The sequence below is a fragment of the Filimonas lacunae genome, from assembly GCF_002355595.1.
Classification (GTDB): Bacteria; Bacteroidota; Bacteroidia; order Chitinophagales; family Chitinophagaceae; genus Filimonas; species Filimonas lacunae.
Genome location: NZ_AP017422.1, coordinates 4,900,174 through 4,926,596, shown reverse-complemented (window position 1 = coordinate 4,926,596; position 26,423 = coordinate 4,900,174). Strand labels below are relative to the sequence as shown.

The 26,423-nt window shown below is 43.4% G+C and carries 24 protein-coding genes; 15 read left to right on the top strand and 9 right to left on the bottom strand.

Annotated elements, in window-relative coordinates:
* Entirely contained in the window at positions 1-1,230 is a 1,230-nt protein-coding gene (locus FLA_RS19370; RefSeq protein WP_076379133.1) for a hypothetical protein, read from the bottom strand.
* Positions 1,231-1,465: 235 nt separating this feature from the next.
* Here FLA_RS19370 and FLA_RS19365 point away from each other — a divergent pair, with 235 nt between their 5' ends.
* The 3 genes from FLA_RS19365 (at position 1,466) to FLA_RS19355 (ending at position 6,420) form a co-directional block, all read left to right on the top strand.
* The gene (locus FLA_RS19365) at positions 1,466-4,327 is read left to right on the top strand and encodes a glycosyl hydrolase (RefSeq protein WP_197705809.1); all 2,862 of its coding nucleotides are present in this window, start codon (positions 1,466-1,468) and stop codon (positions 4,325-4,327) included.
* Between the two features lie 223 nt (positions 4,328-4,550).
* A complete protein-coding gene (locus tag FLA_RS19360) occupies positions 4,551-5,756 on the top strand; it encodes a glycosyltransferase family 87 protein (RefSeq protein WP_076379131.1) in 1,206 nt (401 codons plus the stop codon).
* Between the two features lie 109 nt (positions 5,757-5,865).
* A complete protein-coding gene (locus FLA_RS19355) occupies positions 5,866-6,420 on the top strand; it encodes a hypothetical protein (RefSeq protein ID WP_076379129.1) in 555 nt (184 codons plus the stop codon).
* A gap of 82 nt (positions 6,421-6,502) precedes the next feature.
* On the opposite strand, the gene FLA_RS19350 is transcribed toward FLA_RS19355, so the two are convergent.
* Together FLA_RS19350 and FLA_RS19345 are read right to left on the bottom strand one after the other, a co-directional pair.
* A complete protein-coding gene (locus FLA_RS19350; protein WP_084206218.1) occupies positions 6,503-6,691 on the bottom strand; it encodes a PepSY domain-containing protein in 189 nt (62 codons plus the stop codon).
* Positions 6,692-6,785: 94 nt separating this feature from the next.
* Positions 6,786-7,535 carry a protein phosphatase 2C domain-containing protein gene (locus tag FLA_RS19345; protein ID WP_076379127.1) on the bottom strand — a complete coding sequence of 250 codons (750 nt, stop codon included), beginning with the start codon at positions 7,533-7,535 and terminating at the stop codon, positions 6,786-6,788.
* A gap of 200 nt (positions 7,536-7,735) precedes the next feature.
* Here FLA_RS19345 and FLA_RS19340 point away from each other — a divergent pair, with 200 nt between their 5' ends.
* A complete protein-coding gene (locus FLA_RS19340; RefSeq protein ID WP_144264028.1) occupies positions 7,736-8,575 on the top strand; it encodes a hypothetical protein in 840 nt (279 codons plus the stop codon).
* Here the strand turns inward: FLA_RS19340 and FLA_RS19335 are convergent.
* Both FLA_RS19335 and FLA_RS19330 read right to left on the bottom strand, forming a co-directional pair.
* Positions 8,559-8,774, bottom strand: a complete 216-nt coding sequence (locus FLA_RS19335) for a DUF1398 family protein (protein WP_076379123.1) — start codon at positions 8,772-8,774, stop codon at positions 8,559-8,561. The two genes, FLA_RS19340 and FLA_RS19335, sit on opposite strands and share 17 nt — an antisense overlap.
* An 18-nt stretch (positions 8,775-8,792) precedes the next feature.
* Positions 8,793-9,500: a DNA alkylation repair protein gene (locus tag FLA_RS19330; RefSeq protein ID WP_076379121.1), complete on the bottom strand. Its 708-nt coding sequence runs from the start codon at positions 9,498-9,500 to the stop codon at positions 8,793-8,795.
* A 175-nt stretch (positions 9,501-9,675) separates the two neighbouring features.
* On the opposite strand from FLA_RS19330, the gene FLA_RS19325 reads away from it, so the two are divergent.
* Positions 9,676-10,659: a DUF2268 domain-containing putative Zn-dependent protease gene (locus tag FLA_RS19325; protein ID WP_159445100.1), complete on the top strand. Its 984-nt coding sequence runs from the start codon at positions 9,676-9,678 to the stop codon at positions 10,657-10,659.
* Positions 10,660-10,693: 34 nt separating this feature from the next.
* On the opposite strand, the gene FLA_RS19320 is transcribed toward FLA_RS19325, so the two are convergent.
* Complete coding sequence (locus FLA_RS19320; protein WP_197705808.1) at positions 10,694-11,683, bottom strand: DUF6807 domain-containing protein; 990 nt, start codon at positions 11,681-11,683, stop codon at positions 10,694-10,696.
* Between the two features lie 112 nt (positions 11,684-11,795).
* Between FLA_RS19320 and FLA_RS19315 the strand changes: the two genes are divergently transcribed.
* Positions 11,796-12,176 (top strand): nuclease A inhibitor family protein, encoded by a 381-nt coding sequence (locus tag FLA_RS19315; protein ID WP_076379115.1) that lies wholly within the window; start codon positions 11,796-11,798, stop codon positions 12,174-12,176.
* Between the two features lie 65 nt (positions 12,177-12,241).
* On the opposite strand, the gene FLA_RS19310 is transcribed toward FLA_RS19315, so the two are convergent.
* Positions 12,242-12,742, bottom strand: a complete 501-nt coding sequence (locus FLA_RS19310) for a hypothetical protein (RefSeq protein ID WP_096511180.1) — start codon at positions 12,740-12,742, stop codon at positions 12,242-12,244.
* Positions 12,743-13,042: 300 nt separating this feature from the next.
* On the opposite strand from FLA_RS19310, the gene FLA_RS19305 reads away from it, so the two are divergent.
* Positions 13,043-13,561 (top strand): hypothetical protein, encoded by a 519-nt coding sequence (locus FLA_RS19305; RefSeq protein WP_076379111.1) that lies wholly within the window; start codon positions 13,043-13,045, stop codon positions 13,559-13,561.
* Here FLA_RS19305 and FLA_RS19300 read toward each other — a convergent pair.
* Positions 13,558-14,748: an alkaline phosphatase family protein gene (locus tag FLA_RS19300; RefSeq protein ID WP_231940285.1), complete on the bottom strand. Its 1,191-nt coding sequence runs from the start codon at positions 14,746-14,748 to the stop codon at positions 13,558-13,560. The genes FLA_RS19305 and FLA_RS19300 overlap by 4 nt on opposite strands.
* Positions 14,749-15,105: 357 nt before the next feature.
* Between FLA_RS19300 and FLA_RS19295 the strand changes: the two genes are divergently transcribed.
* The 6 genes from FLA_RS19295 (at position 15,106) to FLA_RS19270 (ending at position 23,909) form a co-directional block, all read left to right on the top strand.
* Positions 15,106-18,357, top strand: a complete 3,252-nt coding sequence (locus FLA_RS19295; protein ID WP_076379109.1) for a SusC/RagA family TonB-linked outer membrane protein — start codon at positions 15,106-15,108, stop codon at positions 18,355-18,357.
* Between the two features lie 10 nt (positions 18,358-18,367).
* Positions 18,368-19,972, top strand: a complete 1,605-nt coding sequence (locus FLA_RS19290; RefSeq protein WP_076379107.1) for a SusD/RagB family nutrient-binding outer membrane lipoprotein — start codon at positions 18,368-18,370, stop codon at positions 19,970-19,972.
* A gap of 10 nt (positions 19,973-19,982) precedes the next feature.
* Positions 19,983-21,062, top strand: coding sequence for an alkaline phosphatase family protein (locus FLA_RS19285; RefSeq protein WP_076379105.1), 1,080 nt, complete (start codon positions 19,983-19,985; stop codon positions 21,060-21,062).
* A gap of 12 nt (positions 21,063-21,074) precedes the next feature.
* Positions 21,075-22,415: an aspartate aminotransferase family protein gene (locus FLA_RS19280; RefSeq protein WP_076379103.1), complete on the top strand. Its 1,341-nt coding sequence runs from the start codon at positions 21,075-21,077 to the stop codon at positions 22,413-22,415.
* A gap of 113 nt (positions 22,416-22,528) precedes the next feature.
* Positions 22,529-22,990, top strand: coding sequence for a hypothetical protein (locus tag FLA_RS19275; RefSeq protein ID WP_144264027.1), 462 nt, complete (start codon positions 22,529-22,531; stop codon positions 22,988-22,990).
* A gap of 79 nt (positions 22,991-23,069) precedes the next feature.
* Positions 23,070-23,909, top strand: coding sequence for a rhomboid family protein (locus tag FLA_RS19270; RefSeq protein ID WP_076379101.1), 840 nt, complete (start codon positions 23,070-23,072; stop codon positions 23,907-23,909).
* Between the two features lie 64 nt (positions 23,910-23,973).
* Here FLA_RS19270 and FLA_RS19265 read toward each other — a convergent pair whose 3' ends face one another.
* Positions 23,974-24,438 carry a tellurite resistance TerB family protein gene (locus FLA_RS19265; RefSeq protein ID WP_076379099.1) on the bottom strand — a complete coding sequence of 155 codons (465 nt, stop codon included), beginning with the start codon at positions 24,436-24,438 and terminating at the stop codon, positions 23,974-23,976.
* A gap of 181 nt (positions 24,439-24,619) precedes the next feature.
* Between FLA_RS19265 and FLA_RS19260 the strand changes: the two genes are divergently transcribed.
* Positions 24,620-25,384, top strand: coding sequence for an SDR family NAD(P)-dependent oxidoreductase (locus FLA_RS19260; RefSeq protein ID WP_076379348.1), 765 nt, complete (start codon positions 24,620-24,622; stop codon positions 25,382-25,384).
* A gap of 45 nt (positions 25,385-25,429) precedes the next feature.
* Complete coding sequence (locus FLA_RS19255; RefSeq protein WP_076379097.1) at positions 25,430-26,338, top strand: helix-turn-helix domain-containing protein; 909 nt, start codon at positions 25,430-25,432, stop codon at positions 26,336-26,338.
* Positions 26,339-26,423 lie beyond the last annotated feature (85 nt).

Genomic DNA, 26,423 nt, shown 5'->3' with positions numbered 1-26,423 from the left:
TTAGTAAATAGGTTTTTCGTAATCGCCTGTATTCATGCTAAAATGCACTTTGCCGTATTGCACTATTTTCTCTGATATGTTTTCTTTGTAGTAAACACCCTTCAATTCCTGGTGGGTTTCTGTGGTGATGGGCTCCAGTTGAATAAGCTGCCCGTTTTCAAATAGATAGGCCTGGTCATCGATATACCGGGCTTCTACATTAGAGCAACGAACCACATAGCCCAGCCTGGTAGGCATACGGTCGGCGTTGAGCATGGATGGCCTGATTTCATGCGTGTATAATCTATTGGTAGAAAGCGGGATAATGAAAGCAGAATCAGGGTATAAGGTAACACTGAATTCTTTTTCTAAAGACGCATCTTCCACGGTGCTTTTTAATTTAAAGTGCAGCTTTGTTAAGCCGCTCACATCTTTAAAGCATACATCATACCTGTCGGTAGCGGAGGGCTTCAGGTGACTGGCATCTGCGTTTTCATAAAAAGTGCAAAAAGCAATCAGGCCTTCCTGGGGCATGTCTTTCGTTTTATCGGAATGCGCTTTAATCCTGGCTTTATCTTCTTTCTCGCTGCCATCTGTTCTCTTCTTGTTTTCATATATCTGTGCCAGTACGTGATTGAGATCTGTCGGGTACTCAAAAACATATTTTGCGGCATCATTCAGCAGGTGTATAATTTCGCGGTCGGTAGTACGGAAGTTATCTGTAGGACCGGTTAAATTGCTGGAACATCTTAACAGGCGGTAGTGCAACGCTTCTTTGCCATCTTCCTTTTCTTCTTTGGTAATGTTGGTTAAGTAGATGCCTTTGCGGAAAGCTTTGGATTGTTTATTCGATTCTGTGAGCTCCTGGAAGTTGTGCTCTGATTTTATTTTATGAAAATAGTCGTTGCCTGTAAATAGCTTTCTAAAGTATACGCCGGCATTACTGATAACAACAGGGACTTCGCCTAGTGTGATGAGCCGGGTGTTGTTGTTAGGGTAGCTTTCGTAATTGGTGGATAGCTCTTTGATAATAAAGAAGGCACCGGGCGTTTCTTGTGTAGCGTTGATATTGCCACATACATACACTCTTTCCTGCGTTGGCTGTATCTCTGCAAAGCTGTGTACTACCTTTCCACAAAAGTGATCCATTAAATAGCGGTTTTCGGCATCAGGGGGAGTATTGTCTTCCTGTAAAACAACCAGCACGTTTTTGTGGGTAGAAATCTTGTTTTCGATTACTGATGTATTCATTATGGTTCAGGTTTTAAAAGTTTAGGTGGTTAAATATAGTATTTTAGGTAAAATGAACGAAGGCTGTTTTATGCAGGACAGCACAGGACGCAAGTCGTGTGCCTGTCCGCTAACTTGGCTGCTGCCTGACAACAGTATAATTGTTTGCTCATAAAATCACGCATATAGTGCTTGCATCTCCCGGCGGTTGGCTGTTTATCCAGGTATATCTATTGGCTTAAAAGCTGTTTGCAATATGTATCATACACGTAGTAACAAGTTAAAAGTGATGGCATTGGCTGCCCTTTCCCTGTATGCTGTAGAGTGCGGCGCGCAGTGGAACTGGCCGGAAGTAACCAGGCAGGCTAAGCCTTGGACCCGTTGGTGGTGGGAAGGCAGTGCGGTGAATAAAAAGGATCTTTCCTGGAATATGGAAACCTATAGCAAGGCAGGTCTGGGAGGTTTGGAAATAACGCCTATCTATGGCGTAAAGGGGCACGAAAAGGAGTTTATTCCGTTTCTTTCCCCGCAGTGGATAAACATGCTGCAATATACTTTGCAGGAGGGCAAACGGCTGGATATGGGCATTGATGTTGCCAATGCAACAGGTTGGCCATTTGGCGGGCCCTGGGTGTCGGATAACGATGCCAGTAAAGAGCTGTTCTGGAAAAAGTATGAAGTGAAAGGGGGCGCTAAGCTGGATGAACCGATAGTGTTTGTGCAGCAGCCCCTGGTGCGTGCCGATGGCGTAGCGCCGGATATTAAAGATATTAAACAGCCTTATGGCAGTAATGCTAACCTGCAGGTAATGGCTTTAGATCAGCTGCGGTTTCAAAGGAATTTACCATTGACCATTCTGATGGCATATAACGGTAAAGGCAAAAAAATGGATCTTACCAATAAAGTAGATAAGGATGGACGTTTAAACTGGACAGCGCCTGCGGGGAATGACTGGCATTTATATGCGTTGTTTCTTGGCGATCATGGTAAAATGGTGGAAAGAGCAGCGCCTGGCGGGGAAGGCTTTGTAATAGATCACTTTTCTCAAACAGCTCTTGCTCATTATTTAGGACATTTTGATTCCGCTTTTAAAGGGCATGATCTCAGTGGTATCCGCGCTTTTTTCAACGATTCTTATGAGGTGGATGATGCGCGTGGTCAATCCAACTTTACACCGGCATTCTTTGCGGAGTTTATCAAACGCCGTGGTTACGATCTCCGGTTTTTTTTGCCTGCTTTGTTTGGCGATGGGGATAAGGAAACCGTTAGCCGGGTAGTGTGTGATTACCGCGAAACCATATCCGAACTGTTACTGGATAATTTTACCCGGCCCTGGCATGTCTGGGGCAGTGCCAAAGGTGCGTTGATCCGTAACCAGTCGCACGGCTCACCAGCCAACATCCTGGATTTGTATGCTGCTATCGATATCCCGGAAACAGAAGGAAATGATGTGCTCCGTTTTAAGTTTGCTACTTCAGCAGCACATGTAAGCGGTAAGCCATTGGCTTCTTCCGAATCGGCAACCTGGCTGCACGATCATTTTCTGTCTTCTTTAGGAGATGTAAAACAAGCTATTGATAAATTCTTTGTAGGGGGTGTAAACCATGTCTTTTATCATGGTATCAGTTATTCGCCCAAAGATGAGCCCTGGCCGGGATGGTTGTTTTATGCCGCTGTGCATTTTCAGCCCACCAATCCGTTCTGGAAGCACTTTAGCACTTTAAACGAATACATTGCCCGTTGCCAGTCTTTCCTGCAACAGGGTACGCCGGATAATGATGTGCTGATATATTACCCGGTATATGATAGTTATGCCGAACCCGGGAGTGCTTTGCTGAAACATTACGATGCTTTGAAGCCCGACTTTAACGGAACCGGCTTTGCCAGTGTATCTGAAACGATGCTGAACAAAGGGTATACATTCGATTTTATATCTGATAAACAAATTGCTGCCATGAAGGCAGAAGGAGCTAAGTTGTTATCCGGCAAACAGCCCTATAAAACCATTGTGTTGCCCGACTGCCGCTACATGCCGCTGACTACATGGAATAAGGTGGTGAGCATGGCTAAAGAAGGTGCAACTGTGCTGGTATATAAAAACCTGCCTGTGGATGTTCCGGGACTGGGGCAATTGGAAGAGCGCCGCAAAACCTTTGCTGCTTTAAAGTCGTCCCTGCAATTTGCAGATGTCAATGGTGTTAAAACGGCCAGCATAGGCACGGGAAGAGTAGTGTTGGCGGATGATATTACTACTTTATTACAGGTAGCGGGCATTCAGCGGGAGGTGATGACAGACGAAGGCTTACAGTTTGTACGCCGCAGGGATAAGGATGGTTATTGCTATTTTGTAACCAATGCCGGCAATAAGGCTATTGAAAAGCAGGTGAGCCTGGCTACCCATGCCGCATCTGTAGTGGTATATGATCCTATGCAAAAGCAAGCGGGACTGGCAGCTGTACAACAACAGTCTGACGGGCAAACAGCGGTATATCTGCAACTGCAACCCGGCGAAAGCTGCATTTTGCATACTTATGTACAGGCACAGCAGGGAGCTGCATACGTATATTATCAGCCTGCAGGACAAGGGGTATCAATAAAAGGCAAGTGGACTATCCGTTTTGAAGAAGGCGGTCCTGTTTTGCCACAACCTGTTACAACAGACAAGTTGGTTTCGTGGACTGAACTAGGTGGCGAAGATGTAAAAGCGTTTTCGGGTATCGCTGCTTACCAGATCGGTTTTGCAACGCCGCAGGGTAGCGCCGAAGCCTGGCGTTTACACCTGGACCAGGTGTATGGAAGTGCGGAAGTGTATTTGAATGGTAAGAAGCTGATTACTTTACTGGGGCCGGATTATTCTATCGATATTCCTGCCACTGCTTTGCAGCCGCAAAATCAGCTGGAAATAAAAGTAGCCAACCTGATGGCTAACCGGATCATTGATATGGATAAACACCAGGTACCTTACAGGATATTTTATAACACCAACTTTCAGGCGCACGACAAAGCCAACAGGGGCAGCGATGGCTTGTTTACGGCTATCAACTGGAATCCACTGCCTTCGGGAATAAATGGTAATGTAACGTTAACGCCGTTGAAAAAAGTAAGCTCGTCTTTATAAATGTGTGGATATGGATAAAGAGTAGTGTCAAACAGGCGTTCCATAGAACGCCTGTTTGCTTTTACAGGGGGGATTTTTCGTCAGGTGGTATTGTAAACTGGTCGGCAAAATACTGATACAGGGGTTGTTTTAGGTGAAGCAACCGTTTTGATAGGTCTGGCAGATTCTTGTACAAATTGTTTTTCAACTACTTTTACCAGATAAACACCTAATATATACACGCATGAACTTCATTCATAAAGAAGTGCGCATTTTTAACCGTACTGTTCCTTTTATCTATATTATCTGGTTTGGGATGGCTTTTGCGGCTGTATTAGCCGAAATACTTCATCATTCCATCAACAACTACTTCGTTTATAAAAATGTATTCTGGCATACCGTACACCAACGCAACCTGTATTTATTCTATCCGCAGGAATATGAAGATCTTAATCATTACGGCCCGGTGTTCAGTATACTGATTGCCCCGTTTGCATTGTTGCCTGATACAGCAGGGGTAATACTCTGGGCTTTGTTCAGTGCCTTTATGTTATTGTACGCCATTCGTCAGTTGCCATTGAATCGAAAGGCTACCACTGCCATCCTGTTTATTACGGCATTGGAAATGATGACCTCTATTCACAATGTGCAATACAACGCGCTGGTAGCTGCTTTTATCATACTGTCTTTTACACTGGTGGAAAAAGAGAAGGATAGTTGGGCTACTTTATTCATCGCATTGGGCTTTATGACTAAACTATATGGCATTGTAGGGTTGGCCTTTTTCTGCTTCTCCAGGCACAAGTGGAATTTTGTGATGTCGTTTATCGGCTGGCTGGTGGTGCTGTTTGCATTGCCCATGGTGATTTCATCTCCTTACTTTGTAATACAATCTTACCAGGACTGGTGGTATTCGCTGGTAGGGAAGGTGGCAGAAAGTGTAAATAATATGACTCCTACACATATGCAGGATTTTTGTGTGCAGGGCATGATACGGCACGGTTTTAATCCTTCCTGGTTTAAAGATATCCAGGTTTTATTGCCTGCTATGCTATTGTTTGGCTTGCCTTTGTTACGCTTTTCAAAATCAGCGTTTCTTTCCTTTCGCCTGAGATACCTGGCGCTGGCGCTTATTTCGGTGGTGATTTTCAGTACCTCTTCTGAGTCGTCTACTTATGTAATTGCTGTAGCAGGTGTGGGCATCTGGTTTATGTTACAACAACCTAAGCCTGGCAAATGGGCTATTGCAGCATTGGTGTTTGTGTTATTGGTAACCAGTTTGTCGCCTACAGACTTGTTCCCGGCCTATATCCGTAATCATTTTATCCGGCCTTATTCTTTAAAAACCCTGCCTTGTTTTATTGTGTGGTTATGGCTGGTGTGGGAGTTGACTTTTAAAGCGTTTACTGCTGCGGATGAGATAGGTACTGTTGCGTCAAAAATAGAGTAATGTTAACCTGATGGCGTCTGTTGTGTTGCGGAAGGGCATACTAAGAGAGTGTTGTGTTTTCTTTTATATTGCAGTGCCTTTTAGCAATAAACATGTAATGGAATAATCTATGTCTGAACAAAACTCCTTGTACGTACACGTTCCTATCAGCAAGGAACGATTAGCGCAATTTTTTCAATCCGAATCTGTTGCCCATGAAGTAGATGAAGATTGGACTGCCTGGTGGAACAGCCGGGAAATGTACAGTCCATCACCACTTACGCAAGTGCCGAAATTTTATGATTCAAAAAATAACGGTGATATTGCCACCGGGTTTCTGGCGCTTCCGCAATTGGGATGTTATGAAGATGAAAATGCGCAGGAAAGCGTGTGGACTTTCAGTGTATTGTTTTTAAGTGAAAACTATGAGGAAATATTGCCTACACTAGCCTGGGTGAAAAGCCTGGCAACTTTTATGGAGCCGGGAGAAAAAGGTTTTGCGCTTATTTATGATTATTTCTGGGGTGATAAAACGGTGATGGCGCATGTAGTGTTAGAAAATCAGCAGGCATTTTTAAAACACACTTCCCGCACAACACAGCTGGAGCCTGAAGTGTTGGAAACCGCTAATGCGGCGCTTAGCAAAGCATACGATAAGTTTAGCGAGTTGTATAAGGATGAATAAGGAACAACAGCTATTGACATAAAATAAGGGGCAGTGGCTGATATTGTAGCAACTGCCCCTTATGCGTCTTATAAAGAATCATCTATGCCGTAACGTTTTCGGCTTTAGCGGTAACTGCTTTTTTGCCGGCTTTCTTACTGCCTTTCTTCTTTTTACCCCACCAGATAATAAACCCGGTAACCGGTAAGGATGCACCTATTAAAGTAGTACAGAAAACAAGAACCTTACCTGATAAGCCCAATATAGTGCCTACATGCAAATCGTAGTTCATGCGGCGTAGTTTAATAGCGGCTGTAGCGCAAGCTTTGAAATACCCCTTTTACTACTGATACTGCCGTGTTTGAACCTGGATGTAAGGAGGGGATTTAAGTAGTAGCACTGCGACTTATTCTGATAACAGCCAGATCGTCTGTTGGTTTCAGACCATATACATGTTCCAGCTTTTTCAGCTTTAACTGTAGCATGTCTTCGTCATGGTTCTTCTCGCTATCCTGTAGCAGTAAATGGATGGGATCTATTGTGCCGGTATCCTGCTTCTCTGCAATGCGGGTAAAAGTGAGTATACCGTCTGTGGCAATACTGATATCATCCCATTGGGTAAAGGTTACTTTCTGTTTTTGTCGTTGATACCATTCTGTCACATTTTCATTCAGATGAAAACCGAGGTAGTCGGGCTTGTTATCCTGATCAAACTCTGTAACCTGACCATTGATGCTGATGATGCCATCGCCAATAACCAGTATAATACCGTGGTTTTCCTTCTTGTCTACCAGTAACAGCAGCAAGGTGGTGAGTAGGTCTTTTTGATCCAGTAGTAATTGATTTTTAATGCTGTTTAATTCCTGGAAAAGATCCTGTAGTATGGATAGCAGATAGCTGTCCATATTTGTGGTAGCTGGCTCTAAGGCATACAGCTCTTTGTAGCCTTTTACTTTGGCTATTTTCTTTAATATTTTACCTGCTAAGGTGGCCGCAAAATAGCTTTCGTTGGCCATAGTGCAGCCGTCCAGTACGGCACACAGTAGTTTGTTGTTGCCAATTTCTTCTATAACCAGGTAATCTTCGCAATGATTCAGGTGGTATTCACCAATTTGGAGGGCAGAATATATTTGCATGAATGGAGGATACAAAAATAAGAAAGCTTTACGGTTTACAAGCAGTAAGGCTGGATAAATAACAAATTCATGAATATTTAAAGATGTGCATGTATAGGTTTGCCGTTGTACCTACTTATATTGCAGCAACAATACTAATTGATACTATGCCCCTTTCCCTTAACTCTAATAGCCTTTCCGGGCGTTTTATTTTATTTCTTGTGATTTCAGGCAGTTTTTTTATCAGTAGCAACTCTATTGCGCAAAGCGATCCGCCGGGAGGTTCTGTTAATTACAAACCTTATATCATTTTGTTACCTAAGTCTGGGTATGACACTACGCAATCATATAATTATTATGTACTAGATGTTAGGGTAGCGGGTAAAAAACTAGTATACTATAACTGGGAAGGTGATAAGGAAGACGATATTGAAAAGTTAAGTTCGTTTTGTGAAAAGGAGTTTGCGCAACAGGATACTACTAGTCAAATGGCATGTGTTATACGGTTTAAGAAGGCAATTCTCTTTTCCGATTATAAGAGAATTGCACGAATGTTGAATGAACGGGAATATTTATGGGATATAGACCTGAGAAAGAATAACATATATGTATATCACCGAAAATTTTATAATCAACCCACATTCCTGAATACCACGTTAACAGCAGAAGTGTTGAAAGATACTTTGCCTGTAGCGCAGTTTGCATTTGAAAAGGACAGGCTTTATATGGTTAAAGAGGATTATGCGCATGATCCCTGTTGTAAGTATTACAATTATTATACGCTTGACCAGCGCTATAAAAATAAGAAGGTTGCTGTATGTTCTCTGGATAAAGCGTATTGGACTTCGCTGGCAGAATGCAATGCTTTTATTGAAAAAATTGTGACCCGCATTAAAAAGGAGAAGTATGCTATAGGGGCTATAGGAATGGGAAAAGACATCAGTCTTCAGGAGGTATTTACTATTGAATCAGCTTTGATACATTATAATCTGCGTTTTGATTATGATCCCCGCAACTCCTTCTTTTATTTCTTTGTAGAAATACCTAAAGATATATTATAGTTGCACCCGCTTTATCATAATACGTACAGGTCATTGCCTGCATATCTATGATCCATTTTTCAATGCCTGATTTTGCGCAGTCAGCACAAAAAGTGGGATAGTTGGTGTGGCCTTGCTGGTGTGCTTTTAAATCGGCGGTAAATTGTGGTATATTGGCTGTTCCGGCTATAGTAAGCGTTGTATATTTTGCTGGTGACACTACATGGTGAAAAATCCTTTATCTGCTCATGGCTTTGGCTTTTAGTTCAGCCGGCATTAGCTCTATCGCATAGCGCAGGGCGGTGCGTGGCATTTCCTGCTTATGTGTCATAATAAACCGGAAAATTGCTTTCTCATGGTGTTTGCTGGCTACCTTCAGCAACCAGCCATAGCCTTTTTGTACCAGGTCGTCCGTATCGTGCAGCTGCTGGGTGGCAATGTCAATGGCTTCGGTGAGGAACAAACCATTCCGGGCTGGAAGTATTAACGATACAGCTGCCGCCCTGCGCATCCAGCGGTTGGAGGAAGTGGCCCATTTAGTAAGCAGGGAGAGGTGTTCGGGGTATTGTGTTAGTAAAGCACCTACGGTGTTATTGCAAAAGTTGTCGCAGGAAGACCAGTTGTTGACATACTGCTGTATCCATTTTTCAAAAACCTTCATGTCTTTGGCTTCAAACTGCTTGCGTAAGGAGTATGACCACTCGCAGGCAATCACTGATTCTTCTACATAGCCAGACTGCCATAGCTGCTCACAATAACCAAAGATAGTGGCCTTCGTTTCCTGTTTGCATTCTTTCCAGAGACTTTTGGCGATGGCCCTTGCATCTGGCGTTTTTACGCCATAGGCGAGGATGGGTTCCTTAAAGAACTTTTGTGCAGAAGCAAGTGTTTTAGCGTCAGCCAGTTGTTGTAGTTCTTTTCTGGCTTTATCAACATAATCTTTCATATCCAACAATGTTTTATAGTACGGATATGCAAATGTCAGGAATAGATATAAACCACAATTGTAAAAAGTTGTTTATTGTGCCGGGGGGGATGTGTGGGGCCATTTGTACATTCCTATGAAGTGTTTTAAGTAAAAAAATGTATCGTTGTAGCCTTAACTGCTTAAACTAATGCGTATGATTGCCACCGTTTATTCTATCCTTAAAAAAATGCTGTGCATTATAGCGTTGCTGATTTCTTCTTTGCTGTATGGTCAGCAGCCGGGCAGTGGTATTTATTATGATGATATTGCCCGTTTCTGGAAAGCTTATGACAGCGTAACTGTTACAAAAGATACTGCTTTGCAAAGAATGATCATGCAACGGTTGTACCTGGATAAAGGGTCCGTGGGCATGCAAAAGATGGCAGGCATCAGAAACTGGACGGCAGTAAAATTTATAAAAAGTATTCAGGCACACCCGGCTTTCTGGCAATCGATAAGACCCCATACACTACATATTGCAGATAGCGCGGTTGTAGTGCAGCAATTGATAAATCGTTACCGGAAACTTTACCCGGCATTTAAGAAACCGGATATTTATTTTATCATGGGGTTTATTGGCACAGGGGGTACTACTACACAAACGGAAGTGCTGGTAGGGACAGAAATAGCCACAGCAGATAGTTCAGTCAATGCAACAGGCCTGCACCCTTTATTGCAGGGTTTCTTTAAAATGAACAAGGGGATTACTCCTCTTATTGCGCATGAATTAACGCATACACAGCAACAGGGTGGCGATATGGAAACCCGGCGTAATTCTAACCTGTTGGGATTTTGTATTGCAGAAGGTGTGTGTGATTTTATAGCAGAATTGTTATTGCAATATCCTTTGAACACGCCTTATATAGAATACGGCAAACAGCATGAAAATGAGGTGTGGGAGTTATTTGTGAAAGAATGGGAAGGGAAGGACGTAAGCAACTGGTTGTATAATGGAGGTGACAAAAAAGAAGGGCAGGCCGATCTGGGGTATTTTATCGGGTATGCTATCTGTAAAGCTTATTATCAGCAGGCTGCTAATAAACAGCAGGCATTAATAGATATGATTACACTTAACCTGGAAGATAAACAGGCGCTCAGCCGTTTTCTTGTTACATCCCATTATAAAGGCGGGCAGTAAGAAAACGGCTTACGCTGAGCTATACCGGGGATACTTATTTAAAAGCTGCAAACTCTTGTGCCTGCCTATCTAAGGCTTGTGCTGTTATAGTTTTGCCGGAAGTGATGAGAATACGGTAACGGAACGTGACAGATTGCCCGGGAAGCAGAGTGAGTTGCAGCTGTTCTTTTCCATTACTAAACACCTGTTGCCCCAACGGGTTGGCTGCAAATAAGCCATAATCGCGTGCATGCCAGTAGGTAGGATAACCCGGATTGGCAGGATGATCGATAATAGCAACAGATAATGGTTGTTGTTGTGCTGTGGCTGATATCAGGCACCAGCTGCCGCGTGTGCCCCAGGCATCGTTACCGGTTTTGCCGGCGCAGGTAAGATAGTTGCCTGTAGCGCCGTTGCCGGAAGCGCTGCGTTTACTAAGGTTGCCGGTACTGTCAATAAATTCAGCTATTTTATCAGAAGGCATTTCCAGCACAGTAGCTATGCGAATGCCGAGCATGCCATCTTTTACATCTTTAAAAAATACAGTGTCCTGGAGGGCTGTTAATGTAGTAACCCGGTCTATGATCCTGCTGCTGTCTGCTACGCTGAATAACAGGTTGGTTTTTTCTGCCAGCAGGCGATGGCCGGCCTGGTTTTCCCAGTTGGCAGTATAACTTAGCAGGCCTTTATTGTCTTTTGCCTGTAATGGCTTTACCTGGGTGTTCCTTATCCAGCCATACTTTACTTTGTTGGCGGCAGGGATATTATAAGAGTTGTTCCAGAAGTCAAGCCCGTTTACACTTTCGTAATTAAACCAGATACCTGTATGGTGTGGGTGATCGGTTCTGTCACCATTACGCGGAGCCAGGGGGAAACCGCGTGTAACGGTAACGCCGTTGCCAGCTATTACAGGGTATAATATGGGCTTTTCCAGCGTATCGGGATACAAAAAACTGGTAAACAGTTGTTGATTGATGAGCACATCTATTTGTTGCCTGTTCTTTTGCACCAAACGCACATTCTGTGCAGATAGCTGTAATAGCATACAGCAGCATAGCATCGTTATAATACAGTGTTTCATATGAATATCGTACTCAGGATAATAACTATGCCTTAAATGTAATACATTGCTGTAATTAAAACCAGCATATCTACCTATGAGTGTGCAACAACAACTGGAAGCAGCCAGCAAAGGTTTGCTGATGATGAGCGAGTCGGATTATCCTTTTCAATATGTTCATGCCGATGCCACGGTGGTTACCAATACTTTATTGCAGCAATGGAGTGGTCAGCAGGCAGATGCCCCTGTACAGCAGGTAACAGTGGAGTACCTGTTTCGTAATATGGTAAAAGCGGAGCCAGGAAGTTCCCGGGAGGAAGAAGCTGCTACATTCAGGCAGTTAATAACCGTGTTGAAGCAGGAGTTGCAGGAGGTAACAGTATATAGGATAGGGCAGGTGCAGGTAGATGTATTTATTGTGGGGATAAGCCGCGAAGGAAAAATAGAAGGGTTACAAACGAGGCTGATAGAAACCTGATGATCACTAAATTTTAAACTAACAAAGGAAGTGGGGTTACTTCCTTTGTTAGTTTATATCTGTTGTTACAAAGTGGTATAAGTAGCGGTAAATGAGCCATCCGTAACATCCTTCGTAATGCCGTCAAAATTATAAGCCTGGCCGGAGAAAGTGCCGGTTACAGTTTTAGTAGCAGCATCAGCAGAAGTTACTTTGATAGTAGTTACCGGGTAGTCTTCCAATGGTATAGCAGCCCATACCACATCTCCATTGGGAGCCATCAGTTTCATAGAAGTGCCCAGGTCGGAAGTTTTGTAGCTACCTGTTTCTATGCTGGAGCCAGGGAATTGAATAGAAATGCTAAACAAGGTATCGGTGTTGTTTAACTTACCAGCAATAAGCAGGTTGGGGCCCATTATAGTCGTGTACACTCCTGAAAGGATGCTGCCGCTATAGGTACGACCGTTAACAGTAAATTTCCAGGTGTTTGTGGTACCAGCTTCGTCAGGAGTAGAAGCGGAATCTTTTTTACAGGCAGTAAATGCAAAGATCAGCAGCAGGCTGCCCATCAGCAATTTCTTCATCATGCTTTGTTTTTTTAAAGTTTAGAGTGATTGAATAATACGTTTAAGTATTATGAATGCAATATATATGTGTTATTGCTGCTTGTTCGGTGAAAAATCACCTTTTTATGTGTAAATTATCGCTTATGAAAGCGCTTGTGTGGATGAGTGTTTGACTTTTTATGCAGTCATTGTGTTACTAACCGGCAGCGTGCCCGGAAAGTTTATCATTTTTTTTGAAGTACGATTGCGTGTTTTTTGGTAATTTGAAGATCTCTAAGTGAGGGATTGCTGCATTTGTAATAATGAAAAATGATAAACAAGATGAAATTCGTTATTAAGCCATATGAAGGGGCGCTACCTGTGAAATTTGGTATGAACCAGGAACAATTAATTGCTCTTTTTCCTGAAGTGGCCACCATGGATATTCCCGGTTTTGGGGTGGCCAGTATTATGGTACAACAAAAACTGAAAATCTCTTTTATTAAAGGAGTGGTTACTGAACTGGAGTTTTATGTGGGACGTAATGATGCAAACACGGGTGCATTAGTAGAACCCACGGAAGGGTTGAGCCTGGAGCTGGACTTTGCCGGTTTATCTTCCGATTTGTTTACAGGTAATAACGCACTGGAACAACTTACTCCCGCTTATCCCGCCAGGTATTTGCCAGGCATATGGATATATCCTGAATTAGGTCTTTCTCTTTGTGGATACGATAAGTCGCCCGATTATGAATATCGTGTCGTAAACCTGTTTGATAAAAGTGTGTTACAGCTGCAATTAATGGATACCCGGGAGGAGCCTGCACAAACTGATTTGCGCAGGACTTTGCCTGTTGATTAGTTGATAAACCAGCAATTGATGGTATTGTATTTACCAGTGGCTACTATTTTGTGCATGCCTTGTGGCAGGCTGGTCAATGGTATACTCCATTGGGTAGCCTCTGCAGGTAAAGTAGTCAGCTTCTGGTAGTTATCTGTACCACCTTCTTTTTGTTTATTGCTATGGGCTATCCATAAAGTGATGGTTTCCTTGGGGTGCAAAGCAGCCCAGGTAATATGTAATTGGTTATTCTCCTGTTTGGCTTCGAGGTTGCTGATAGATAATGAACCGGTAAAAGGAATACCATCTATTTCATAGGCGTTGTTTTCAGCTATAGGTAATTGCATAAACCGGGCTACGGTAGGGGCAATGTCTACTACAGCGCAATAGGGAGCCTGAAATTCTTCATTCAGGTTTTTAGCATTGGTAAATATCCAGCTGCTGCGTTCCCGGTTGCTTTGACCGCCGTGATGATGGCCGGTGGCGGAATCGCGGCCATGGTCGGTGGTTACTATCACCAGCCAGTCTTCTTTAAACTGTTGCATGCGGTATTGAACCGCATCGTATATATATCCTACCCTGGCATCTGCTGCTTCTACTGCCTGGTAAAACTTCGGGCTATCTCCAAACATATGTCCCATATCATCTGTATGCTCCAGGTATACCCAGGTTAAGTCAGGGGCTTGTGTGCGAATGCTTTGTGCAGCTATATGTGCTACGCTGTCATCTATACGGCTCATGAAATTGCGGGCGGCATCGTGTGGATATTGTATGGTATCCAGTTCCAACCCATCATAATGTATGTCTATTGCCAGGTTGCCTGTGGCAGGGAGTTGATCGCCTACCAGTTTGGTACGGTTATCCTGCCAGGAGGAGAAGATGGCTGTTTTGCCTTTTGGGTAGGCTTCTTTGTAATAACGGAACAGTGTAGGGTAATGATAGTTGGGGGCTTTTATGTCATTGTCCCATACATTATGTTTATGTACCCAGGTGCCTGTTAGCACACTATTATAACCTACTGCTGAAATGGTGGGTGTTTCGCTGTAGGTGCCTTTTTTACCTCCCACATAAGCCCTGCTATACCCGCCAGCCTTTGCAATGGCGGCAAGGTGCGGATGACTCACTTTTTCTATTACATTAGCAGGGATGCCATCCACTATTATAAACACGGTTTTACGTGCTTTTTGTGCCTGCAGTAAGGAAGGCATATATAATAGAATAAATACGATCAGAATGTATTTAATGTTTAAACGCATAAAAATATAAATAAGTAAACCAGGAATATAAAGCTTGAAAGTAGAGAGAAAAACAACAGAGGAAACACTTCTTTTCTTTATTAATAATTGCATAACAGGGTTTACATATGTTATACATATTAGTGTTAATAAAATGGTAATATGACTAATTGTGAACTACTGTTTAGTGTAGCTTAACTTTGTGCTATAAGAGAAAATTATCTGAAGGCATTGTGTGACTACTGTCCGTTTACTGCATAACAACCCAGTTATAAGCAATCATTTGCGCTATTAGAACAGCATTTTTTTAAAACGATAAAAAATTCAATTATGAATTACCGGTTCACGGGAAGAATTTTGTTCTTCTTATGGATTTTTCTTGCAGGTACCTTTGCTATGGCCCAGCAGGAAGGACAGAAAACCTACAAATGCCTTGTTCTGGACGGCGCTAATCTACCCATCCCGGATGTGGCAGTGGTGTTAAAAGGCTCCAGTAAAGTATTTTCTTCCGACGAAAAGGGAAGGGTTGTTTTTCAGGCAGCGACAGGACAAGTGGTTCGTATAGGACGTGTAGGATACAATACAGTAGAAATAACCTTAACCGATAACCTGCAACTGAACGTGCAGCTTACCGGAAGTGCTGGTTCGGGTAACGAGGTGGTGGTAACCGCTACGGGTATTAAAAAAGAAGCCCGCCGTTTAGGTTATGCTACACAAACTGTGAACGCATCACAGTTTATTAAAGCAAGGGAACCGAATGCCGTAAACTCGTTAAAGGGTAACGTAGCTGGTTTAACAGTGAACATTAACCCCGAGCTGGGACATGCACCTGACATTAGCTTGCGTGGCGATGGCGCTCCTATGTATGTGGTAGATGGTGTGCCTATGACTTCTGATACCTATAATATCAACCCCGACGATATTGAAACCTTTACCGTGTTAAAAGGCCCTAACGCCACAGCATTGTATGGTTTTGCCGGTCAGAACGGTGCTATTGTTATCACTACCAAAAAAGCAGCTAAAAAAGGCGTGTCTGTTGATGTAAACAGTACTACTCAGTTTACAGGCGGTTTTCTGGCTATCCCTAAATCGCAAAACGAGTATGGTCCCGGTGAACATGGAGCTTATGCTTTTGGTAACGGTAAAGGTGGTGGTATCAACGACTATGATTATGATGGAGGATGGGGACCCAAACTGGATGGTCGTTTATTACCTCAATATGATGGTGAATACAATGCCAATGAAAACTATGTTACTACTTTTAAAAACGCTACCCCTTACACAGGTCACATTAAGCCTACTCCGTGGTTGGCAAGAGGTGCCGACAACTTAAACCGCTTTTTACAAACAGGTTTATTACAGTCTAACAGTGTAGCTATCAGTACCAGTTCAGATAAAACAGATGTACGTTTTTCTTTTGGCAACACTTACCAGAAAGGTATTGTGCCTAATACCTCTTTGAATAACTTCAACTTCACGGGCAACATTGTACAACGTTTTTCTCCCAAGGTTACTTTAAATACCTATGTAAACTACAACAGACAATCTACCCCTAACATGCCGGATGTAAACTACGGCCCTAATAGCCTGATATATAACCTGGTATTGTGGTCTGGCGCTGATTGGAGTGTGGATGATATGCGTAACTACTGGCAGGCAGGTAAAACGGGAATACAGCAAAAGTTTGCAGAATACTACCGTTATAATAACCCCTGGTTTATGAGCTATGAATGGCTAAGAGGTCATTATATGAATAATCTGTATGGCTATTCTACTTTAAGCTACAAACCCAATACTTCTTTTGAATTTTTACTCAGACCCAGCATTAACGCTTACGATTTCTTAAATACAGAAAAGGTGCCTGTTTCGGCCAATACTTACCGTGGTGAGAATAAGGGTGATTACAGGGAAGATGTAAGACGTTTGTTTCAAACTAACATAGAAGTACAGGCGTTGTATCACAAAAACAATATCCTGGGCTTTCTGGATGTAAATGGTTTGTTAGGCGCTAACGTGAGAAGTTTCCGTTTTAATGCTAACTATACTACTACCAACTATCTGCAAATTCCTGGCATATATGCATTCTCTAACACCCGCGATGCTATTGCGGCTACTTCTTTCAACTCGCGTATGAAAGTGCTGAGTGCTTATTATTCATTAGACCTGGGATATAAGTCTTATGCAAACCTGAACATTGTTGGCAGGGTAGATAAATCCTCTACTTTACCTGCTAACAGCAATACTTACTTTTATCCTTCATTTAACCTGAGTTCTGTTATTTCAGATTACGTGCATCTGCCCGAATTTGTATCTATGTTAAAAGTGCGGGCTTCTTATGCAGAAAGCAAATCTGGCGGTACCAATACTACTTTTACACCTAATATCACTGGCTTGCCAGGTAACGAGTATGGTTATGCGTATCTGTCTCCCTACGACGGACCTTCTTATACATTCTCTAAAAGCTATACTTTAGCGCCTACCTACAATAATAATAACAGCGCTTCTTATACAGATAAGCTGGTAAATCCGGATATTCAGACAGCACAAAGAAAGGCTACTGAATTCGGTGTAGATATTCGCTTTTTACAAAACCGTATCGGTGTAGATATCACACGCTACCATTATAAAAATACCGGTATCGTATCACAGGGTGTATCTTCTGCCAGTGGTTATTCTACTTTCCTTACTAATGGTAACGTATATACCAATGATGGCTGGGAAGTGGCTGTGAATGCAACACCTGTTAAAAATGTGAATGGCTTTAGCTGGAACGTGGCTGCTAACTGGAGCACTTATGTGAAAAAATGGGTAAAGAATGCCAACCCGGATAACTACTCTTATGATGGAACCCGTGTTGACCTGGTATATGGCGATGCTTATGTAAGAACACCACAAGGTGAACTGGTGCATAACAGCGGCGGTACATTATTACGCGTGAAGGATTTGGGTGTAAGCGCTAAAAAAGTATTCGGCCATTACGATCCTGATTGGCAGTGGGGCATCACTAACACCCTTACATATAAGAATATAGCTTTCCGTTTCCAGTTTGATGGTATGGTGGGTGGTGTAATGGAAGATTTTGTGCGTAAGAAAACCTTACAGGGAGGCCGTCATTTAGAAACCGTTCAGGGAGCTTTTGGGGTAGCACGTCCGGATGATGAAACACCTGCTGGTTCTTATGTAGGAGAAGGTGTTGTGTTAACAGGTGGTAACATTACATTGGATCCTGTAACCGGTGCAATCACTAACTACAGCAGTCTTACCAAAAGCAAGAATACCCAGGCTACATCGGTTCAGGATTACGTTACCCGTATGGCCGATCTGCCTGAACTGGATATGATAAAGAAAACCTTTTCTAAGTTAAGAGAGGTGAGCATCTCTTACATGATTCCTCAGAGCTGGTTATCACGTCAGCATATCATTCAGCAGGCATCCGTGTCGCTGGTGGGCAGAAACCTGTTATATTTCTTCCCAAGTCGATATAAAGATCTGGATGTAGACCAGTATACACAAAGTAATGTCTCTGGTTTGCAAACACCTTCTACCAGAAGCTATGGTATCAACATTAATGTATCGTTCTAAAAAATAAGCCATGTTATCCGCAAAAAAAATATGTAGCTATATACTTCCGCTTATAATTTTAGGCGGCTGTAATAAAACCATTAACAGTTTACAGGAAAATCCTAACCAGGCAGTTTCTTCTCCTCCTGATTTAATATTGGGAACGGTACTTACTGCACTTTCAGGTACCAGCACTAACGGCGATTTGGCTGGATCTGGTAGCTGGGACGATGTTCATAAATACAATCAGTATTATCTCGGCGCTTATGCTTATTACGGAGATAATCAGTATGGCTGGAGCAGTGGCTCGTTTAACAGCTACCTGGTAATGAAAAACGTAGTACAGATGGAGAAGGCCGCGGCAGCGCAAGGTTTGCCTGCTGCCAATGCCTACGAGTCGATAGGTAAATTTATCAGAGCCTGGTATTTATACAATCTCACTTCTTTAATGGGAGATGTGCCGACAAGTGAAGCATTACAGGAGCAGAATATGTCGCCTGCATACGATTCACAAAAAGATGTATTTAAGTATATTTTAAATACATTGGATTCTGCCAATGCACACCTGTCTGTAATGGCGGCTGCAAAAGATGCCACACTTACCGGTAGTGTACAGGATATTTATTTTGGTGGCGATCTGGCTAAATGGCAAAAGGCTGTGAATGTATTCAGGTTACGTGTGTTGGTGAGCTTAAGTAAAAAAGCTACTGATGCTGATTTACAAATTCCTGCACAGTTTGCTAAAATCATAGGCAATCCGGCTACTTATCCCATTTTTAACAGCGCGGCGGAAGATCTGGCTTTTACTTATATTCAAAACTACAACCAGTATCCGCTGAATAGTGCCAATTTCGGATCAACGGCTACCAGGTATTGTATGTCTAAAACCTATGTACAAAGCCTTACCGCTTTAAGCGATCCGCGTGTATATATTACCTGTGAGCCAGCATGGGCGCTGGTGGATTCTTTATCATATGATCCGCTTGATTTCAGGGCGTTTGTGGGGCAGAGTACCGGCAGCCCTATGGGAGTTGTTGAGCCGCAAACGAATGGTAAATATGTTTCTTTAATTAACCGTAAGCGGTATTACTCCACCTTTACCGGCGACAAGGATGTATTGCTGGGATACGCTGAAATGTGCTTTAACATTGCAGAAGCTATTAACAGAAACTGGGCAGCAGGTAATGCGGAAGACTGGTATAAAAAAGGCATCCAGGCGTCTATGGCGTTTTACGGGTTAAGCAGCAGCAAAACATCTTACTCTGCTTATTTCCTGAAGAAAGGTGATTTGAATGATATCCAGGAATATCCTTTCACTTTCAGCTTTGACAACTACTATAACCAGGAAGAAGTGGTATATGCAGGTGGCGCTACTGGTTTACACCAGGTGCTGATGCAAAAGTATATTGCCATGTTCCAGAACTCCGGCTGGGAGGCGTATTATAACTATCGCCGTACAGGTGTACCAGCTTTTGAAGGAGGTTCCGGTATTGGTAACAACGGCAATGTTCCCAGCAGGTGGGCTTACCCCAGCAGCGAGCAAAACCAGAACAAGGTGCATTGGCAGGCTGCTTTAACCAACCAGGGTTTTAGTACGGACGATATCAATGGTCAAATGTGGTTACTGAAGAATTAATGCTATACATATGAAGAAGGTTACAAGTGCGATAGTGCTGTTCTTTTTCACCTGCAGCTTACAGGCGCAGGTGAAAAAGACAGAAAATATAGTAGTGGTTACTTTAGATGGTATGCGCTGGCAGGAAGTGTTTACAGGCATTGACAGTGCCCTGGTAGCCAATCATCACTTTACCAAAGACTCTGCGGATGTTGTAGCAGCATTTGGTGCAGCAAACGATACTGCCAGAAGGAAAAAACTGTTTCCGTTTCTTTGGACGGAAGTGGTGGCAAAGGGGCAGTTGTATGGAAACAAAAAACGTGGGGGCAATATGCAGGTGGCCAACCCTTATAAGTTCTCTTATCCGGGATATAATGAAATATTCACCGGTTACCCAGATACTGCTGTAAACTCAAACGATAAAATTGCCAATAAAAACCACAATGTGCTGGAGTTTATCAATGGCAAAAAGGGGTATACAGGTAAGGTGGCTGCCTTTGCTACCTGGGATTGTTTTCCTTATATCCTCAATAAATGGCGCAGTGGTATTTATGTAAACAGTGGTTTAGATACTATACGGTTACAAGCCCCGGCCTTACAACTGATCAATGATATGCAGTTTATTACTGCGCGTCCTATTGATGTGCGGTTGGATGCGTATACCTATTTTGCTGCACGGGAATATCTGAAAGCGTATAAGCCCAAAGTATTGTATGTGGCTTTTGATGAAACGGATGATTTTGCGCATTCGGGTATGTACGATCAGTATTTGAAAAGCGCTCATGCCGAAGATGCGATGCTGGCCGATTTATGGCACACCTTGCAATCCACTTCGGAATATGCCGGCAAAACCACTATGATCGTATTGTGCGATCATGGTCGTGGCGATGCGGTAAAAGCGGAGTGGATTTCACATGGAAAGGAAATTGTGGGTGCAGAAGATATCTGGATGGCTGTAATTGGTCCTGATACGCGTGCTTTGGGCGAAATCACCCATAGCGGTGTAGTATATCAGAAACAAGTAGCCGCCACCATTGCTGCTTTACTGGGTTTTGAATTTAAGCCTGCAGGGCATGAAACCGGCGCACCTGTTACAGGTATGCTGCCTTAAACGAATAATGTTATGAGTAACCTCCTGGAGGGAGATATTAATCTTTCAGTGGAAAGAGAACAATGGTCACTACGTCAGATGCATGCATCTGACGTAGTGCTTTCTGCAGATAGTGAATTGTTTTTACACCAAACATTGTCTACCCCTTGCCTGGACACGATTGTGGCCTGTGAAGATATTTACCTGGTAAATGCACAGGGCAGGCGGTATATGGATTTTCATGGCAATAACGTGCACCAGGTGGGATACCGAAATCAGGCTGTGCTGGAAGCGGTGAAAAAGCAGATGGACACCTTGTGTTTTAGCCCCCGCCGTTTTACCAACCCGGTGGCGGTGCAATATGCCGAAGCGTTAACGGCGTTGTTTCCCGGTAATTTAAAACGGGTGTTGTTTGCCCCCGGCGGCACATCGGCGGTAAGTATAGCCATTAAACTGGCCCGGCTGGTAACCGGCAAGCATAAAGTAGTAAGTCTGTGGGATTCTTTTCACGGGGCTTCGCTGGACGCTATTGGGGTGGGAGGAGAAGCGCAGTTTCGCCAGCAGATGGGGCCGTTGTTGCCTGGTGTGGAACGCATTCCGCCACCTGCTACCTATCGTAACAGATGGGGCGGGGATAGTGATATGCCTTATGCCGATTACCTGGAATACGTGATTGAAAAGGAAGGTGGTGTAGGGGCGTTTATTGCAGAAACCATTCGTAATACAGATGTGCAGATCCCTTCGCCGGATTACTGGAAAAGGGTGCGGGAAATATGCACGAAGCATGGGGTGCTGTTAATACTGGATGAAATACCTATTGCCTTTGGGCGCACGGGTAAGATGTTTGCTTTTGAGCACTATGGCATAGAACCAGATATTATTTGCCTGGGCAAGGGCATGGGTGGCGGTGTTATACCGATGGCCGGTATTGTAACCCGCGATAGCTATAACGCTGTGGCGGCTAACATTTCCCTGGGGCATTTTACTTTTGAAAAAAGTCCGTTGGGCTGCGCGGCGGGTATGGCAGTGCTGCAGTTTATACAGGATCATCAGTTATTGCAGAAAGTGCAGAACGACGCGGTTTATTTTCAGCAACGTTTACACCAGTTGCAACAGCATTACCCGCTGATTGGGGATGTGCGGGGTAAAGGGCTGTTATGGGGAATAGAGCTGGTAACAAACCGGGAAACCAAAGAAAAAGCAGTAACGCAGGCCGAAAAGGCGATGTATTACTGCCTGGAACATGGACTTAGCTTTAAGGTTTCGCAGGGAAATGTGTTGCAATTATCGCCGCCCCTGATCATTTCCCGGCAGCAGCAGGTGGAGGCATTACAAATTGTGGAAGACGCCATGAAGCATATTGTGCAGGGTTAATTATATTTGAAAAGACTATTGCTGTCATGGTAATTATTTAGTGAATGGGTCAACCGGTGGTTGGCCCTTTTTGTTTATTTTTAGTAGCGTACCGCCTAAATGTAAAACTGATAGTGAAACCGAATAAAACCGCCATACTGATAGCTGTACAGACTGTATTATGCCTGCTGGAAGCGTATCTTATTTCCAAAATATCCTTATTGGGTAAGCTGGGTATTGCCATGTTTTATAAGCAATACCGTTTTTTACGTTCCGGCTGGAAAACCTTTCTGTTGTTGTTAGCCATACAATTGTTGTTAACAGGCATTCTTACCATGGCTAAAAAACGCCTTTCGCACCGGAAGGTGGTGTATACGGGAATGTCTTTACTGCTCATTGGCATGATTGCTTTATGGGGCACTTATTACGATTTCCAGTACACTTTCTCCCATCGTTTGTTAAAAGAGAAATTTCACCTGGGTTTTTACCTTTTCTGGCTGGGCTGGATAGGAACCTGCCTGTTTTTCCTGGTAAAACGGGCTGAAAAAGGGGAGGAACCGGTGGTTTCACCTTTGCAGGAGGAGGGGGTTGAATAACCTGCAATTTTTGCCGCTTTGCCGGCAGGTTTGGCGGGTCAGTAACTAGTTTTTATTTTTATAGCAAAATGCAACCCTAATGGTGGATATTGGTATAATAGGAATTATATTGATTGTATTAAACTTTCTTATTTCCAACAAAGGCTTTTCAAGCAGGGCTTTTTTTGATAAGTATAAGTTCCAGGTAAGTAGCATCCTGGTGGGGCGGGAGTACGTCCGTTTTATCAGCTCTGGTTTTTTACATGTGGGCTGGCAGCATCTTATCTTTAATATGATCACCTTGCTGTTGTTTAGCAGCAGCATGGAAAACGTTATTGGCAGCATTCCCTTTCTCGCTATCTATTTTGCGGGTTTGGCAGGTGGGGGCCTGCTGGCTTTATTTATTCACAGAAATCACAACGACTATAGTGCAGTAGGTGCATCTGGTGCGGTTTGCGGAGTGGTATTTGCTTCTATAGCCTTATTTCCCGGCTCGGATATCGGCTTTTTCGGTATTCCTTTTGGCATTCCCACCTGGTTATATGGCACCGCTTACATATTGTATTCTATTTATGGTATCCGGTCTGCTAAAGATAATATCGGGCACGAAGCACACCTGGGAGGTGCGTTGGTAGGTATGATCACGGCTATTATTATGTATCCGGTGGTGTTGCAAACCAATGCTTTTACTATTGCTCTCATTACTATTCCGGCTATCTTGTTTATTATATTCATTACCGTACGCCCACATAGCTTGCTGGTAGATAACTCTTTTTTCAAGTCGAGTCATAATATCACTATCGACCATAAATACAATATCGAAAGAAATATACAACGGCAGGAGATAGACCGTATACTGGACAAGATTAACGAGAGAGGAATGAATAGCCTTACGCGACAGGAGAAAGAACGACTGGAAGAATACTCCAAACATTCTTAATAAACAACAAAGCCCGCAGATGATGATACTGCGGGCTTTGTTGTTTATTAAGTGTTATTGTTTATTAATCAAAAATCACTTTGCTATACTTATTACGGATGAGGTATACTTCCAGTATCTGCTGAAATAAAGCAGGCTCAATGCCCAGTTTGCCTGCCAGGTATATAAGTAATTCCTTCTCGTTGGCGTCTATCTGGCCGTCGGCAAGTACTACTTCGGTTACTATACACAGGAGGGTAGCCCTGTCATGTTGCGGAATGTGGGGTACACAGTCGTCAATTACCTGCTGCGATCCGTTGGTGTTTTGAAAAGTGGCTGCTTTGTTAATATAGTCCACTATATCGTGCCCGTCAAAAATGCTGCTCATTACCAGAGAGCGGGCCAGGTTATCAATCTCTACATCACTCAACGATCCGTCTACCCTTCCCATGGCTGTGATAATGCCAACCCATGCATCCTGCACGTTTAATGGGGTGTAGTTAACTGGTTGTGCTGGTTGCTTTTTAAAGATGTTGCTCAATAATCCCATTGTCAATATCGGTTTAGGGCCGGAAAATAAGAAGAACTGTTAAATAGGATTGTTAAAAAATGATGGGTGGCTATGACGGATAATCGGGGCGATTATTTGAATTTTTCAAAAGATGGATTGAATGTCACAAAAATGCGGCCCGTTATCTGTAGCAACTTTGTGGTAACAAAAAATGATTACCATGAGTACTACAAGTAAAATAGCCCTGGTTACCGGCGGCAGCCGTGGTTTAGGAAAGGATATGGCATTGCGCCTGGCAGAGAAAGGGGTGGATGTAATACTTACCTATGTAAGTAAAGAAGATGCTGCATTGGAGGTAGCAGCACAAATACAGCAAAAAGGACAAAAGGCCGCAGTGTTACACCTGAACACAGGCGATATAAAAAGCTTTGATACGTTTATTCAGCAATTGAAAAGCACCTTGCAAAGTCAGTTTCAGGCAACGCATATCGATTACCTGGTAAACAATGCGGGAGTGGGCCTGTATGCAGCTATACCGGAAATGAGTGAGGAGCAGTTTGATGAGGTGTTGAATATCCACTTCAAAGGGGTGTATTTTTTAACGCAGAAAGTATTGACGTTGATGAATGACGGCGGGGGAATTGTAAATGTATCCAGCGGACTTACCCGTGTAGCGGTACCTGGCTCTTCGGCTTATGCGGCTATGAAAGGCGCGGTGGAAGTATATACCCGTTACCTGGCTAAAGAACTGGGTGCACGTAAAATAAAAGCCAACGTGGTGGCTCCGGGTGCTGTAATGACGGATTTTGGCGGCGCTCATTTAAGGAATGATGAGCAATTGCAACAATTTATCAGCAGTGTAACCGCGCTGGGACGCCCAGGGCAGGCAGAAGATATTGGGGGTGTAGTAGCCTTTTTATGTTCGCCGGAAGCGGGCTGGGTAAATGGCCAGCGCATAGAAGTGTCGGGCGGAATGGCATTGTAAGCGCTATGAAAAGGTTTAGTAACTTTGAATTTTACAAAAGTGGTTATGGTTTCGCATTCTTCTCTGAACGATTTTTATCAAGGCAGCGGGGCTTCGTATCCCGAAGGCGTTAGCAAGGATATTGGCCATTTCAATGTATTTGAAGCGGAGAAATTGTTTGATAAAGTCACCGGCAACCGTACTATGCCTTACAGCAGGCGGGACTATTACAAGGTGAGCTGGATAAGAGGTAAAAGTACTGCTGAGTATGCAGATAAGGTAATTGATATTCCACAGAATGCGTTGCTGTTTGCAACGCCTAAAATTCCTTACCACTGGTTGCCTGCGGATGGTAACCAAACAGGGATGTTCTGCATATTTACATCCGGATTTCTTGACGAAAGGAAATCGGGTGTGGTATTGGATGAACTGCCTATTTTTCAACCGGGACAGGTGCCGGTGTTTCCGCTGTCGCCCGAAGAGTCTGCTGAGGTAGAATACCTGTTTCGTAAAATGCACAAAGAGCTGGCTTCGGACTATGCTTTTAAATACGATCTTTTGCGTAACCTGCTGCTGGAGCTGATTCATTTTGGTCAGAAGCTGCAACCGGTGTCGGTGTTGAGCACTACTCAAAATGCTTCGCAGCGCATTGTCTCTTTATTTATTGAGTTGCTGGAAAGGCAGTTTCCGCTGGAATCGCCCAGGCAGCTGTTGGCGTTACGTACAGCAAAGGATTATGCCACCAGGCTGGCGGTGCATGTAAACCATTTAAATAAGGTATTGAAAGAGGTTACGGGAAGCACTACTACAGAAACCATCCATCAAAGGATATTACAGGAAGCACGCGTGCTGTTGAAGCAAACCAGCTGGACGGTGGCGGATATAGCCTGGTCGCTTGGGTTTGATGATGTGCCGCATTTTTCCAATTTCTTTAAAAAGCATACCCAGGTTACACCAGTTGCCTTTCGCCAGTGATAACAGGCATATACTCCGGCAAGCAGGTGCAGGGAGCGTGCTGGAGGAAAATGGTTGCCGGAAACAAAAGTTGTATATAAAAAGG